At 66.4% G+C, this 14,114-nt stretch carries 10 protein-coding genes and 1 pseudogene; 8 read left to right on the plus strand and 3 right to left on the minus strand.

Annotated features, from left to right (window positions below):
* Positions 1–139 (minus strand): annotated as a pseudogene (locus F627_RS17070) (IS110 family transposase); the annotation flags it as partial.
* Positions 140–437: 298 nt separating this feature from the next.
* Here F627_RS17070 and F627_RS0114835 point away from each other — a divergent pair.
* The 8 genes from F627_RS0114835 to F627_RS0114870 all read left to right on the plus strand — a co-directional run bounded on the left by F627_RS0114835 (position 438) and on the right by F627_RS0114870 (position 10,009).
* Positions 438–1,406 (plus strand): PstS family phosphate ABC transporter substrate-binding protein, encoded by a 969-nt coding sequence (locus F627_RS0114835; RefSeq protein WP_018867286.1) that lies wholly within the window; start codon positions 438–440, stop codon positions 1,404–1,406.
* 238 nt (positions 1,407–1,644) lie between these two features.
* Positions 1,645–3,915: an ABC transporter permease subunit gene (locus tag F627_RS0114840; protein ID WP_019584513.1), complete on the plus strand. Its 2,271-nt coding sequence runs from the start codon at positions 1,645–1,647 to the stop codon at positions 3,913–3,915.
* A 27-nt stretch (positions 3,916–3,942) separates the two neighbouring features.
* Complete coding sequence (gene pstA, locus F627_RS0114845) at positions 3,943–5,610, plus strand: phosphate ABC transporter permease PstA (RefSeq protein ID WP_019584514.1); 1,668 nt, start codon at positions 3,943–3,945, stop codon at positions 5,608–5,610.
* A gap of 420 nt (positions 5,611–6,030) precedes the next feature.
* Entirely contained in the window at positions 6,031–6,861 is an 831-nt protein-coding gene (gene pstB / locus F627_RS0114850) for a phosphate ABC transporter ATP-binding protein PstB (RefSeq protein WP_019584515.1), read from the plus strand.
* A gap of 26 nt (positions 6,862–6,887) precedes the next feature.
* The gene (phoU, locus tag F627_RS0114855) at positions 6,888–7,610 is read left to right on the plus strand and encodes a phosphate signaling complex protein PhoU (RefSeq protein WP_018867282.1); all 723 of its coding nucleotides are present in this window, start codon (positions 6,888–6,890) and stop codon (positions 7,608–7,610) included.
* Between the two features lie 67 nt (positions 7,611–7,677).
* The gene (locus F627_RS0114860) at positions 7,678–8,283 is read left to right on the plus strand and encodes a DsrE family protein (RefSeq protein ID WP_018876847.1); all 606 of its coding nucleotides are present in this window, start codon (positions 7,678–7,680) and stop codon (positions 8,281–8,283) included.
* 441 nt (positions 8,284–8,724) lie between these two features.
* Entirely contained in the window at positions 8,725–9,159 is a 435-nt protein-coding gene (locus F627_RS0114865; protein WP_019584517.1) for a glutathione S-transferase N-terminal domain-containing protein, read from the plus strand.
* Positions 9,160–9,181: 22 nt separating this feature from the next.
* The gene (locus F627_RS0114870; RefSeq protein ID WP_019584518.1) at positions 9,182–10,009 is read left to right on the plus strand and encodes an amidohydrolase family protein; all 828 of its coding nucleotides are present in this window, start codon (positions 9,182–9,184) and stop codon (positions 10,007–10,009) included.
* 430 nt (positions 10,010–10,439) lie between these two features.
* Here the strand turns inward: F627_RS0114870 and F627_RS0114875 are convergent, their stop codons facing one another.
* Both F627_RS0114875 and F627_RS0114880 read right to left on the minus strand, forming a co-directional pair.
* Entirely contained in the window at positions 10,440–12,350 is a 1,911-nt protein-coding gene (locus F627_RS0114875; RefSeq protein ID WP_018877857.1) for a methyl-accepting chemotaxis protein, read from the minus strand.
* A gap of 179 nt (positions 12,351–12,529) precedes the next feature.
* A complete protein-coding gene (locus tag F627_RS0114880; RefSeq protein ID WP_019584519.1) occupies positions 12,530–14,032 on the minus strand; it encodes a DASS family sodium-coupled anion symporter in 1,503 nt (500 codons plus the stop codon).
* Positions 14,033–14,114: the final 82 nt, after the last annotated feature.

Consider the following 14,114-nt stretch of genomic DNA (forward strand, 5'->3'; position numbering starts at 1 on the left):
AGGCCGGCAGCTGGGCGACGAAGTTGCGCAACTGGCTGCGCCGCAGCGCCTTCGAAAACACCTGCCGGCCCTGCGCATCCACACCGTGGACCTGGAACACGTTCTTCGCGAGATCAATACCGAGTGTTGTAACCTGCATGTGGACGCCTCCGTCTTCTTCGAGTGAGAGTGATCACCCCCACTCTGGCACATCGCGATGCCGTAATAGGGCGGGGGCGTCCATCCCATTGAGCGCAGCGAAGCAATCTACCGGGCATAGCCCGGGTCTGGCCGGACCCACATCCCCGATCGCCGCGCTGCCGCAGTGGCCCGCCACATGTCACACCGCTGTCATGCGGCTGTCACGCAACTGCAAGCACGCCTCCCGATAATCCCCCATCAAGGACCGACCGATCGGCTCCGAACAAACCTCAAAGCAAGCACCAGGGAGTACACCCATGCTGTTCAAGCGCACGATTCTCGCCGCCGCCGCGGCCGCCGCCCTCGCCATCACCCCGGCGATGGCCGATGTCGACCCCAACCTGCCGGCCTATCAGGCTGTCAGCGGGATCTCCGGCAACCTGTCCAGCGAAGGCTCGGACACCCTGAACAACCTGATGGCGCTGTGGGCCGAGGAGTTCCAGGACTTCTACCCGAACGTCAACATCCAGATCCAGGGCGCCGGCACCTCCACCGCCCCGCCCGCCCTGACCGAAGGCACCGCAGACTTCGGCCCGATGTCCCGCCAGCCGCGCGACAGCGAGCAGGCCGCGTTCGAAGAGCGTCACGGCTACGAGATGACCCTGGTGCCGGTCGCCATCGACTCCATCGCGGTCTACGTCAACCGTGACAACCCGATCGAGGGCATGTCCATCGCCGACGTGGATGCGGTGTTCTCCTCGACTCGCCGCTGCGGCGGTGCCGAGGACATCACCCGCTGGGGCCAGCTGGGTCTGGAAGGCTCCTGGGCCAACCGCGACATCACCATCTACGGTCGTAACGCGGTCTCCGGTACCTACGGCTACTTCCGTCAGCACGCCCTGTGTGACGGCGACTTCAAGAACGCCGTGAACGAGCAGCCCGGTTCCGCCTCCGTGGTCCAGGGGGTCGCCGAGTCCCTGAACGGCATCGGCTACTCCGGCATCGGCTACCTGACCTCCGGCGTGCGCACCGTTGCCCTGGGCGAGAACGAAGGCGAATACTTCGAGCCGACCGCCGAGAACGCCGCGTCTGGCGACTACCCGCTGTCCCGCTTCCTGTACGTCGCGGTCAACAAGCACCCGGAAGACGGTCTCGCCCCGCGCCAGGCCGAGTTCCTGAAGATGGTGCTGTCCAAGGAAGGCCAGGAAGTGGTCGTGCGTGACGGCTTCGTGCCGCTGCCCGAGACCGTCGCCCAGCGCCAGCGCGAAGCACTCGGCCTCGAGTAAACACTGCCACAGGAGTCTGCCGGCGGGGCTTCACCCCCATGGCCGCTCCAACGCGATCATCGGCCGCGGCCGAGACCGCACAAGGCCCGGACACCGTCCGGGCCTTTTTTTGTGCTGCCAAGCTTTCCCATTGGCGTTCAAACGGCTGTCACGCAGCTGTCACCGTTCTGTCACGAAGCGCCCGTAGCATGCACGCCATCTCAAGCCTTCCGCCTGCCGACCCTCAGGGGAATCCCGAATGTCCGGACCTCATGCGATCTCCACCCTTGGCCGCTTCCAGCGCTGGCGCCGCGCCAAGGACACCTCGGCGCGCTACCTGATCGGCTTTTTCGGCGTCGCGGTGGTCGGTGCGCTGACCCTGATGTTCGTCTACCTGCTGAGCGAGACGCTGCCCATGTTCCTGGGCGCGGAGCTCGAGGAACAGACCCAGTACAGCGCCCCCGGCGGCGCCGACACGGGGACCGTCCACCTGGCCGTCAACCGCCACCGGGAGATGGCCGTGCGCCTGACCGAGGACCGGCGGGCCATCTTCTTCCGCCCGGAAAGCGGCGAGATCGTGCAGGAGCAGTCACTGCCGATCCCCGACGATGCCCGGGTCACCAGCTTCACCGCCGCCGAACCGCGCACCCGTCTGGTCGCGATCGGACTGGACAATGGTCAGGTCCTCGCCATCGAGTACGAGTACAACGAACGCTTCACGCCCGAAGGCCGCGCCTATGATCCCGGCCTGGTCTACCCGCTGGGGGACGAGAGTTCCTCCCTGCTCGATGTCGATGGCGAAGGCCAGGCCATCGAGGTCGTCGGCATTCAGCGCGGCTCCAGCGGCGTCCGCGTCGCCGCGGCCACAGCCGATGGCCGCCTGCGTCTGGTGAACTTCGAGGAACGCACCTCGATGATGACCGGCGAGGTCGAAGTTCGCCGCTCCGCCCACGACCTGCCGTCCCTGCCGGATGGCGCCACCCCGTCGCGCATCCTGCTGGACATCACCGGGCGCAACATGCTGGTGGGTGACAATCAGGGCCGACTCCACTACTACGACATCTCCAACCCCCGCAGTGCCCAGCGTATCGATACCCGTCGCGTGGTCGAGGGCGAGGACGCCGAGGTCACCTCGCTGGAGTATCTGCTGGGTACGGTCTCGGTGATGGTTGGCGGGTCGGACGGCTCCGTGACGCAGTACATGCTGGTGCGCGACGACGACAACGTGAACCGGATTACCCGGGTACGCGAGTTTCCCCGTCACGCGGCTGCCGTGACCAATACCCAACCGGAATATATCCGCAAGGGCTTCGCCACCGCGGACGCCAGTGGCGCCCTGGCCATCCACTACCCCACCTCGCAGCGCACGCTGGTCCAGTATCAGGTCGGCACCAAGCCCCTGCATCGGGTCTACATGGACCCGCGCAACCGGCTCCTGGTCGCGATCGACACCGACGAGACCTGGACGCTGCACCGCCTGTCGAACCCGCACCCGGAGGTCTCGCTCCACGTGCTGTGGCAGAAGGTCTGGTACGAGGGCCGCTCCAGCGGTGACTACGTCTGGCAGTCGTCCTCCGCGACCGACGAGTTTGAACCCAAGTTCTCGCTGGTGCCATTGACCCTCGGAACGGTCAAGGCCGCCTTCTACGCCATGCTGTTCGCCACCCCGCTGGCGATCATGGGGGCGATCTACAGCGCCTACTTCATGTCCAGTCGCATGCGCAGCCTGACCAAGCCCAGCATCGAGTTGATGGAGGCCCTGCCGACCGTCATCCTCGGCTTCCTCGCCGGGCTCTGGCTGGCCCCGTACATCGAGTCCAACCTGCCAGCGGTGGCCAGCATCCTGATCCTGATGCCCCTGATGATGCTGGTGGTCGCCTTCGTCTGGACGCGGCTGCTGCCAGAAGGCGTGCGCCGCGTGATCCCGGCCGGCTGGGAGGCCGCCGTGCTGATCCCGGTGGTGATCCTGGTGGGCTGGTTCTCCGCGTCGATGAGCCCCCTGATCGAGGTCTGGCTGTTCAACGGCGACGCCCGCCAGTGGCTGACCGACGCCGGCTACACCTACGACCAGCGCAACGCCCTGGTCATCGGCATCGCCATGGGCTTCGCGGTGATCCCGACCATCTACTCGATCTCCGAGGACGCGGTCTTCAACGTGCCCAAGCACCTGACCCAGGGCTCGCTGGCGCTGGGCGCTACCCCATGGCAGACCGTGGTACGCGTGGTGCTGCTGACCGCCAGCCCGGGGATCTTCTCCGCGGTGATGATCGGCTTCGGCCGCGCCGTGGGCGAGACCATGATCGTGCTGATGGCCACCGGCAACTCTCCGGTCGTGAACTTCAACATCTTCGAGGGCATGCGCACGCTCTCCGCCAACATCGCGGTGGAGATGCCCGAGACTGCGGTGGGTGGCACGCACTACCGCATCCTGTTCCTCGCCGCACTGGTGCTGTTCGCGCTGACCTTCTTCGTGAACACGGTCGCCGAGATCGTGCGCCAGCGCCTGCGCAACAAGTACAGCTCCCTCTAAACCGCATCGACGACAGGCTCCGATCCGATGAATAAATGGTTCAAAACGGGCACCCCCTGGATCTGGCTCAACGCGGGCGCCGTGGCGGTGTCGCTGACGATGGTCTTCGGGCTGATCATGATGATCGCGGTCAACGGCCTGTCGTTCTTCTGGCCCTCGGACATCATCGAGTTCGAGTACCAGACCACCGAGCAGAGCGAGCCCGTCCGGGTGATGGGCGAGCTGTCGCGCTCCGAGACCATGACCGCCCAGGCCATGCGCGAGACCGGCTTCGATGTCCCGGAAGGCCAGGAGATCGTGGTCCGCCACCTGATCAAGCGCGGCAACCGCGACCTCGATTCGCGCGACTTCCGCTGGTACGTAGAGGACTTCATGTCCGAGTGGGAACGCCCGCGGGACGCCGTGGCCCTGGAACGCCTGCAATGGGGCAACTTCTACGGCTACATCCGCGAGTTCCGGGTGGATGACGAGGTGGTGGCCGAGGGCAGCGCGGCCCGCGAGGCCTTCGAGGCGCGCATCCCGGAAACCCGCTCCCTAGTGCAGAAGATCGAGCGCATCGAGCGCATCGAGATCGGCCGTATCAACCACGCGCTGGAACAGGTCCGCCTGGCCGAACGCGGACTGGAACGCGACACCACGCTTTCCGACGCGGAACGTTCCGAACGCCATGAGGCCCTGCAGGCCGAGCGCGAGGCACTGGATGCGGAGTACAGCGAGCTTGAGGCCGAGCGCAACCGCCTGCGCCAGGAGGTCGCCCGCTACGCGCTCACCCTGCAGACCGCCGATGGCCAGCGCTCCAGCATCAGCCTGTCCCAGATCGTGAACGCCTGGTGGCCGAACGACATGGGCACCGTGCAGAAGCTCGGCCACTACGTGGTCAACTTCTGGGACTTCATGACCGGCTTCCCGCGCGAGGCCAACACCGAGGGCGGCATCCTGCCGGCGATCTTCGGCACCGTACTGATGGTGCTACTGATGTCCATCGTGGTGACCCCGTTCGGCGTGCTGGCCGCCATCTACCTGCGCGAATACGCCAAGCAGGGGCCGCTGGTGCGCACCATCCGCATCTCGGTGAACAACCTCGCCGGGGTCCCCTCCATCGTGTTCGGCGTGTTTGGCCTGGGCTTCTTCGTCTACCTGATCGGCGGCAACATCGACCAGATCTTCTTCCAGGACGCCCTGCCCTCGCCGACCTTCGGCTCGCCGGCAATCATCTGGGCCTCGCTGACCCTGGCATTGCTGACGCTGCCGGTGGTAATCGTCTCGACCGAAGAAGGCCTGACCCGCATCGGCAGCAGCATCCGCCACGGCTCGCTGGCCCTCGGGGCTACCAAGGCCGAGACCCTGTGGCGGCTGATCGTGCCGCTGTCCGCCCCCGCCATGATGACCGGCCTGATCCTGGCGGTGGCGCGTGCCGCCGGCGAGGTGGCCCCTCTGATGCTGGTTGGCGTGGTCAAGCTGGCGCCCAACCTCCCGGTGGACGGCAACTTCCCGTATCTCCACCTGGACCGCGCCTTCATGCACCTCGGCTACCACATCTACGACGTCGGCTTCAAAAGTCCGAATGTCGAGGCCGGCCGGCCGCTGGTCTACGCGACCGCGCTGGTCCTGGTGCTGCTGATCATCGTGCTCAACCTCACGGCGATCTCCATCCGCAACCACCTGCGCGAAAAGTACCGCGCCGACAGCGACTGAGACGCGCCATGTTCAACGTCTCTCTCAGACACCGTCATTGCGAGGCCCCGCAGGGGCCGCGGCAACCTCGCGACGCAACCCCGACGTTCGCTCAAGTCGCCTGCGGCGTCCGCCACAGAGATCGCCACGGCGCTGCGCGCCTCCCCATGACGCCTGGCTTCTCCCGTCATTGCGAGGGTCCGCAGGACCCGTGGCACAAAAGCGCGAAGCGCGTTGAACGGCCGCAGGCCGGCCCGAAGGGCGAGCGCAGCGAGTTATCTCCCGACGTAACCCCGATGCCTGCCCCGAGTCGCGTCGGGGCCGACCACGCCGATCGCCACGCGCCTGCGGCGCTCGCGATGACGGTGCTTTTCCGGACCGGCGCCGCACGCTTCGCGCTGACGCGATGTGTCGAACCCTATTCCCCATGGAGTACCCGAAATGAGTGACACCCAGACCCACGCCGTCAACGTGGCCCAGAACAACCAGGCCTCGCGCGGCCTGAACCTCGACCGCGAGGACATCTGCCTGACCGCGGAGGACCTCAAGCTCTATTACGGCGAGGACCAGGCACTCAAGGGGATCGACATCCGCATCCCGAAGAACCGCATCACCGCGTTCATCGGACCGTCCGGCTGCGGCAAGTCCACGTTCCTGCGCTGCTTCAACCGCATGAACGACCTGATCGACGCAGCCCGCATCGAGGGCACCATCCGGCTCGACGGCGCGGACATCTACGACAAGACCGTGGACATCCCCGAGCTGCGCCGGCGCGTCGGCATGGTGTTCCAGAAGCCGAACCCGTTCCCCAAGTCGATCTACGAGAACGTGGCCTACGGCCTGCGCCTGCAAGGCGTCAAGAACCGGCGCCGGCTGGACGAGGTTGTCGAGAAATCGCTCAAGCGCGCGGCGCTGTGGGACGAGGTCAAGGATCGCCTACACGAGAACGCCTTCGGCCTGTCCGGCGGCCAGCAGCAGCGCCTGGTGATCGCCCGCGCGATCGCGATCGACCCCGAGGTCCTGCTGCTGGACGAGCCCTGCTCCGCGCTGGACCCGCTGGCCACGCTGAAGATCGAGGAGCTGATGATCGAGCTGAAGAAGGACTACACGCTGGTCATCGTCACCCACAACATGCAGCAGGCCGCGCGCGTCTCCGACTACACCGCCTTCATGTATATGGGCGAGCTGATCGAATACGCCGACACCGACACCCTGTTCACCTCGCCCGCGAAAAAGCAGACCGAGGACTACATCACCGGCCGCTTCGGCTGACGTCGCGACCGCAAGGGGATACCACAATGGACAAGAGCTTCTTCAAACAGCACATCTCGCAGCAGTTCAACGCCGAGCTGGAGGACATCATCAAGCAGGTGATGGCCATGGGCGGCCTGGTCGAACAGCAGCTCGCCGATGCTGTCCACGCGATGGTCGAGGGGGATGTCGAACTCGCCGAAAAGGTGATGACCTCGGACTACCAGATCAACGCCAAGGAGGTCGAGATCGACGAGGAATGCACCCACATCCTCGCGCGGCGCCAGCCAACCGCGTCGGACCTGCGCCTGGTGATCGCGGTGATCAAGACCATCACCGACCTGGAACGCATGGGCGACGAGGCCGAGCGCGTCGGCCGCATGGGCCTGCACCTGCTGGACGCGGACCGCAACAGCGCCCCGATGGCGGACATCGCCAGCATGGGCGAACACGCCCGCGAGATGACGCGCGGCGCTCTCGATGCCTTCGCCCGTATGGATGTTGAACAGGCCGTGCGTGTGGCGCAGCAGGACATCCAGATCGACAGCCTGTACGAGATCATCACGCAGAAGCTGATGAAACAGATGACCGCCTCGCCCGATTCGGTCCCGCGCCTGATGGACATCATCTGGGCCACCCGTTCGCTGGAACGCATCGGCGACCGCGCTCGCAACATCTGCGAATACGTCGTCTACTTCGTCAAGGGCAAGGACGTGCGCCACACCAGCTACGACCAGATGGCCGAAGAGGCCACCGGCGACCGCCACTGAGCCAGGTCCCGTCGCACCCGGGACACGGTCGTTTGCGTCCCGGTCCGGTGCCCGCTTCAATGGGGGCATGCGCAGCTACAGCCTCCTCAAGTCGTTCGCGTCCCGCTCCGGGGGGCTTGTCGCCCTGTGCCTTTGCATCCTGAGCGCGATGCCGGCGCTGGCCGCGAACCCGCTCGGCGCACCCGAAGTGGCGCCCGAGGGAGAACCCTCGGCCGCCGTACTCGAGATGCTGGAGCGCGACGAACGCCCCGCCGGCGTGGTCTTCGAGATCATCGAGAATGACCGCGCGGCACTCGCCGCGCTGCTTCCCGAGATCCGCGCGAACATCGCCCGGCTGCGCGAAGACGACCCGGATTTCCCGGTGGCCATCGTCGCCCACGGCGCGGAGCAGTTCACCCTCACCCGCGGCGAGGCCGGCCAGCACCCCGGCCTGCACGCCGAGGTCGAGGCACTGGTGCGCGACGAAGACGTAAGCGTCGCCGTCTGTGGCACCTTCGCAGACTGGCGCGGCATCGAGGCCGACGCCTTCGCCGACTTCGTGGAGGTCGCCGATCTGGCCCCGGATCGCCTCGACGACTACCGCGCGCTCGGCTTCGAGATCATCCGCCTGCGCCCCTCCCTGCTCGACGCCCCCGAACAGGACCCCTGGCAGTTCGACTTCGGCACCCCCTGACCTACTGATTGAAAGACCTTTTTCACCACGAAGGGCACGAAGGCACGAAGGAGGGCCAGGTCAAAGTCAAAGGCGATTCACAGGAAGGCTGGAAGATGCGAAGGATGGATCGGCCAGAACCGGCCGGAACCCGGCAAACGCACCGGGCAACCCCCTGTGGGAGCGGGCTTGCCCGCGAAGCCCCCGCCCGCGCCCACTCAGCCACCGGCCTTCAAAACACCCCTCCCCGCCGGGCCCTGCCAGACCCATTACCCGATCCATATCTCTTCCAATCTTCCCCTCTTCCTGTAAATCGATTCTCCGCCCTTGACCCGCCCCTTCTTCGTGCCTTCGTGCGCTTCGTGGTGAATCCGCCCTTAAACCGCCCTTGAAGCAGCATGACTAACACTCCGGCCGTCGGGATGCTGTAACGCCGTCGGGCTCCTGTGGCATGCTTCCCGCATGCGATTCCTGATCCGAACCTTCTTCCGTGGCGTGCGCCTGATCCTGACCCCGTTCATGCTGATCGGGGAGCGCGTCTCGCGCCCGCGCGGCATCGAGCGCGACCCGACCGAACAGGCCCGGGTCGACGAGCAAACTCGCCATCTGGCCCTCTATCACTTCCCGGCCTGCCCGTTCTGCATCAAGGCCCGACGCGCCATGCAGCGGCTTTCGCTGGACATCGAACTGCGCAACGCCCAGGCCGCCGGGCCCTGGCGCGAGGAGCTGCAGAACGAGGGCGGGCGCCTTCAGGTACCCTGCCTGCGCATCGAGGAAGACGACCACTCGGTGCGCTGGCTGTACGAATCCGACGCGATCATCCGTTACCTGCGCGAGCGCTTCGATCCGCAACAGGCCGCGCCGGCCGCCGCCACCGACGCCCCGCCGCGTTCCTGACCCGGAGCGACAGCCGAAGACCATGTATCACTCCATCCGTCGTTCCCTGCTCGCGCTCCTGCTGACCCTGCCATTCGCGGCGGCCAGCGCCGCTTCGCCGATCTTTGACGCCCACCTGCACTACCGGCCGGCCGAGGCCGCGCACTTCGGCATTAGCGACGTCGCGCGTACCCTGGCCGCCAACCAGGTGCGCAGCGCCATCGTCATGGCCCCCGAAGACGATCTGATCCGCCGCCTCAAGGCCGGGTCCGATACGCGCATCGTGCCGTTCCTGGAGGTTTCGCAGCGGCTGGGCAAGAAGATGGACTGGATGCATGTCGAGGATCTCGGCGACCGCGTCGCCCGCATGCTCGATGAATCCGACGTGAAATGGCGCGGCCTGGGCGAGTTCCATATCCTGGCGGATGACCGCTTCGCCCCCGGTTTCGAGCAGCTGCTGGACCTGGCCGTGGCGCGCGACCTCACCATCATGATCCACGGGGACCCCGCCGTAATCGACCACGCCTACGCGACCCATCCCGAGGTCCGCATCCTCTGGGCCCATGCCGGCAGCTACGCGTACCCGCCGCTGGTGCAGGACTACCTCGAACGCCACCCGCGCATGAACATGGACCTGTCCATGCGCAACCCGCGCATCAATCCCGGCGGCCAGATCGACGACGCCTGGTTCGAGCTCTTCCTGGCCCACCCCGACCGCTTCATGATCGGCGTGGACACCTTCACGCGCACCCGCTGGGAACAGTACACGCGCCTGAAGGACGAGACCCGCGCCTGGCTGGAACAACTCCCCGAGGACGTCGCCCGCGCGATCGCATGGGAGAACGGCGAAAGGCTCTTTCCCGCCCAGTAAGGGCCTGGATTCACCACGAAGCGCACGAAGGCACGAAGAAGGGCCAGGTCAAGGGCGATTCACAGGAAGGCCGAAAGATTCGAAGGATGAATCGGCTAAAACCGCCCGGGGCCTGGCCGACGCCGTGACCCGTCCAGCCCGCCGGCCGAGCCCCCTGTGGGAGCGGGCTCGCCCGCGAAGCCCCCGCCCGCGTCCGCTCGAGCACCAGCCCTCCGACCAACCCTCCCCGTCAGACCGTGCCCGATCCACTACCCCATCAATCTCGCTTCCAATCTTCTCCTCTTCCTGTAGACCGGTTTTCGCCCTCGACCCAGCCCTTCTTCGTGCCTTCGTGCACTTCGTGGTGAACCAAGCCGTTCAACCACACACGCATGAAAAAGCCCGCCACCCCAAAAGGATGGCGGGCTCGGCTCCCGGCACCTGATCGTGATCAGACCTTGAACTGACCCACGCGCTGCTGCTGCTCGGAGGCCAGCTTGGACAGCTCCTCGGACGCATTGCGGATCTGCTCCGAACCCGACGCGGTCTGATCCAGCACCTCGGTGATGTTGGCCACGTTGCGGTTGATCTCCTCGGCCACCGTGGACTGTTCCTCGGCGGCGCTGGCGATCTGCGTGTTCATGTCGCTGATGCGGGTGACGGATTGCGTAATCGCGACCAGCGACTCGCCGGCCAGGTTCACCTGCTCCACGCTCTCGTGGGCCTTGGCACGGCCGTCTTCCATCGCCTGCACCGCCTCGCGCGTGCCGGTCTGGACCCGCTCGATCATCTGCTGGATCTCGTGGGTCGAGTCCTGAGTGCGGCTGGCCAGCGTGCGCACCTCGTCCGCCACCACCGCGAAGCCACGGCCCTGCTCGCCGGCGCGGGCGGCCTCGATCGCCGCGTTCAGCGCCAGCAGGTTGGTCTGATCGGCAATGTCGCCGATCACCTCGAGGACCTTGTTGATCTCCTCGGCGTCCTGCGACAGACGACTGACCACCTCGGCGGCGCTGTCCACCTGAGTGGACAGGCCATTGATCGCGGTGACCGTCTTCTGCACCACCTGCTGGCCGGCGTTCGCATCCTGATCGGTGGTCTGCGCGGCGGCGGCGGCGTCCGCCGCATTCCGGGCCACTTCCTGCACGGTGGCCGTCATCTCGTTCATCGCGGTGGCGACCTGGTCGGTCTCCGCCTTCTGGCGGCGGACCTGCTCGTTGGTCTCCTCGCTGGTCGCGGACAGCTCGTTGGCCGCGGCCGCTACCTGGTCGGAACCGGCCGCCACCTGCTGGATCAGCACCCGGATCTTCTCCACGAAGTTATTGAAAGCGATGGAGAGATCCCCCAGCTCGTTCTTGCCGGATACCTTCAGCTGACGCGTCAGGTCCCCTTCGCCACTAGCGATGTCGTTCAGACGGTCCACGGTCTGGCACAACGGCCGCACGATGCTGCGCGTCAGGAACCAGGCCAGCAGCGCGCCCAGGACCACAGCAATCACGCCGACCATCACCACGGTACCTGTGGCATTGCGCGCCATGTCGACATAGGCACTGCGATCGACCATCAGCTCGAGGACGCCCACCGCGTCCCCGGAGAAGTCCATCACCGGCCGCGCGATCACCGCCATCGGCTTGCCCTGGTAGGTCACGTTGCGCACGTGTCGCTCGCCACCGAGCACCTCGCGCATCTCGGCGGCGCTGAAGGTGGCCTCGCCATCGATGGTGCCGCCAAAGCGGCTGAAACGTCCGTCGTCCCGCAGGTACAGCGCGACCGGCGCCCCCAGCTCCTCGGTAAACTGCTCGAAGAAGGGATCACCGAAGGACAGGCCAAACTCCACCGAGCCCACGTGCTCACCGTTATGGGCGATCGGCACGACACCTCGAATCCCGAGGCCCGCCACACCCTCTTCCAGACCGGAGATCGGCGCCTGGTTATTGTTGGTATCGACCACGGTCTGGCGGAAGCCGGACAGGTCGTCATCGAAGCGGTCCGGACGATGCACGCGCAGGAAGGACGTCGCCGGCGGCGTATGGAACTGGTACTGGCGCACCCCGTAGTCCGTGCTCAGCGACTCGAAGGTCGGCACGGTCATCGCAGCCAGCCGTTCGCGATCGCCCGTGGCCAATGCCTCCTGGATATCCGGGATGCGGGCGACCGTCTCGGCCATCGCCGTGGCTCGCGCCGCCTCCTGGTCCAGCCGATCCAGCAACTGTCCGGCCAGGTCGTTCAGCTCGCGCTGCTCGGCGCGGTCCGCCATCGTGCCCAGGGCGTTCATCACCACCACCAGCGTCAGCACCACGGCGAGCACGACCACGCCGATGATGCCCACCATGAGCCGTACACCAATCCGGATATTCTCAAACATGTCTGCGCGTCCTTTCCTGCACCGGTCACGGCCGGCTCCAGAATCAAGATTCAGGTCAGTCGTCCTTCCTAGCGGCGGCGAATCCTAAAACTTGAATACCAAAGTGCTTTCTTCCCCACAGGTTCTCAGGGGACAAGATTGCTTCGGTGGGCCGCTTCCGAGCTCCGCGCTCAGACGGGCTACAACAACAGAATCTCGGCAAACGCGTAGACCACCAGGCTGATCAGCACCAGCGCCAGCACCGAGAGCAATGCCCCGCCACGCACCATGTCCAGCACCCGCAGCCGGTTGCTGGCGAACACGATGGCGTTGGGTGGCGTCGCCACCGGCAGCATGAAGGCCACCGATGCCGCAAACGCCACCGGCAGGGCCAACAGCAGTACGGGCACCTCCATGCTCAGCGCGAACGCGGTCACCAGCGGCAACAGCGTGGCCGCCGTGGCGGTATTGCTCGTCACATGACTCAGGGTCATGGTCAGGAGCGCCACCCCGGCCATGATCAGGATCAGCGGCCAGGCCTGGGCGATCACCAGGGCATCCGCCGCCAGCTCCGCCAGCCCGCTGGACTCGATCGCCGCACCCAGGCTCAAGCCCCCGCCTACCAGCAACAGCACGCCCCAGGGGAGCTCGCGCGTGTTGTCCCAGCTCAGCAGCCGGCGCTGTTCGCGCGACCCCGACGGCACCAAGAACAGCAACCCGGCCCCGAGGATCGCGATGCCGGCATCGGTCAGCGAGATCGGCAGCCAGCCCTCGAGCAGCGGCCGTGTCAGCCAGGCCAGCGCAACCAGCAGAAACACCCCGGCCACCCGCTTTTCCGCGACCGACCAGGGGCCCACGGTCGCGCGCTGTTCGTCCAGCAGCGCGCGCAGACCGTTCAGCTCCACCCGGTGCACCGGAAACACCCAGCGAGTCAGCGACCACCACGCAAGGGCCAGCAACACCGCCGCCAGCGGCAGCCCCAAGGTCATCCATTCCAGGAACCCGATCTCCATCCCGTGGCGATCGCCGAGGTACGCGGCCGTCAGGGCATTCGGCGGCGAACCGATGATGGTCGCCATGCCCCCGATGTTCGCGGCGAACGCGATGCCCAGCAGGAGCGCCAGGGCCGGGCGTCGCGACTCCATGTCCTGCCCCTGTGGCGGCGCGCCGCGCTCGATCAGCCCCAGCACCGAGAGCGCGATCGGCAGCATCAGGGCCGCCGTCGCGGTATTGCTGACCCACATGGACAACCCCGCCGTGGCCAGCATGAAGGCCCCCACCAGCACATGCAGGCGATTGCCGGCGCGCGCCACGATCGCCAGCGCCATGCGCCGGTGGAGATCCCAGCGCTGCACGGCCAGGGCAATGGCGAAGCCGCCCATGAACAGGAAAATGATCGGATTCGCGTACGGCGCGGTGGCCTCGTCCATGGGCACGATGTCGAGCACCGGCAGGACCGCGATCGGCAGGAGCGCCGTCACCGGCAGCGGCAGGGCCTCGCTGATCCACCAGGTCGCCATGAACAGCGTCAGGCCCAGAACCCGCCAGGCCGCCGGATCGAACCCCGCCGGGGCCGGCACCAGCAGGAAGATGACGAAGATCGCCGGCCCCAGCAACAGACCGATGCGCCCGCGCCAGTTCACCGGAGGGGTCTTTTCCGGTTGGGTGTCGCGTTGCCCTGCCGTGTCCTCGGTCGCTGCCATGGGCCTCTTTCGTCGGTGAAGCATCAGGGTATACGGCCCGGGCCAAAACCAACCCGTACCATCGGAAATTGCATCGTCCGGG

This window comes from Thioalkalivibrio sp. ALE16, from assembly GCF_000381305.1.
Lineage (GTDB): Bacteria > Pseudomonadota > Gammaproteobacteria > Ectothiorhodospirales > Ectothiorhodospiraceae > Thioalkalivibrio.

What these genes read in the sequence shown, in the direction of transcription:
- F627_RS0114840 (WP_019584513.1), top strand. Translation starts at nt 1,645, where the DNA reads ATGTCCGGACCTCATGCGATCTCCACCCTTGGCCGCTTCCAGCGCTGG.
- F627_RS0114875 (WP_018877857.1), bottom strand. Translation starts at nt 12,350, where the DNA reads ATGTTTGAGAATATCCGGATTGGTGTACGGCTCATGGTGGGCATCATC.
- F627_RS0114835 (WP_018867286.1), top strand. Translation starts at nt 438, where the DNA reads ATGCTGTTCAAGCGCACGATTCTCGCCGCCGCCGCGGCCGCCGCCCTC.
- F627_RS0114865 (WP_019584517.1), top strand. Translation starts at nt 8,725, where the DNA reads ATGCGATTCCTGATCCGAACCTTCTTCCGTGGCGTGCGCCTGATCCTG.
- phoU (WP_018867282.1), top strand. Translation starts at nt 6,888, where the DNA reads ATGGACAAGAGCTTCTTCAAACAGCACATCTCGCAGCAGTTCAACGCC.
- F627_RS0114880 (WP_019584519.1), bottom strand. Translation starts at nt 14,032, where the DNA reads ATGGCAGCGACCGAGGACACGGCAGGGCAACGCGACACCCAACCGGAA.
- F627_RS0114870 (WP_019584518.1), top strand. Translation starts at nt 9,182, where the DNA reads ATGTATCACTCCATCCGTCGTTCCCTGCTCGCGCTCCTGCTGACCCTG.
- pstA (WP_019584514.1), top strand. Translation starts at nt 3,943, where the DNA reads ATGAATAAATGGTTCAAAACGGGCACCCCCTGGATCTGGCTCAACGCG.
- pstB (WP_019584515.1), top strand. Translation starts at nt 6,031, where the DNA reads ATGAGTGACACCCAGACCCACGCCGTCAACGTGGCCCAGAACAACCAG.
- F627_RS0114860 (WP_018876847.1), top strand. Translation starts at nt 7,678, where the DNA reads ATGCGCAGCTACAGCCTCCTCAAGTCGTTCGCGTCCCGCTCCGGGGGG.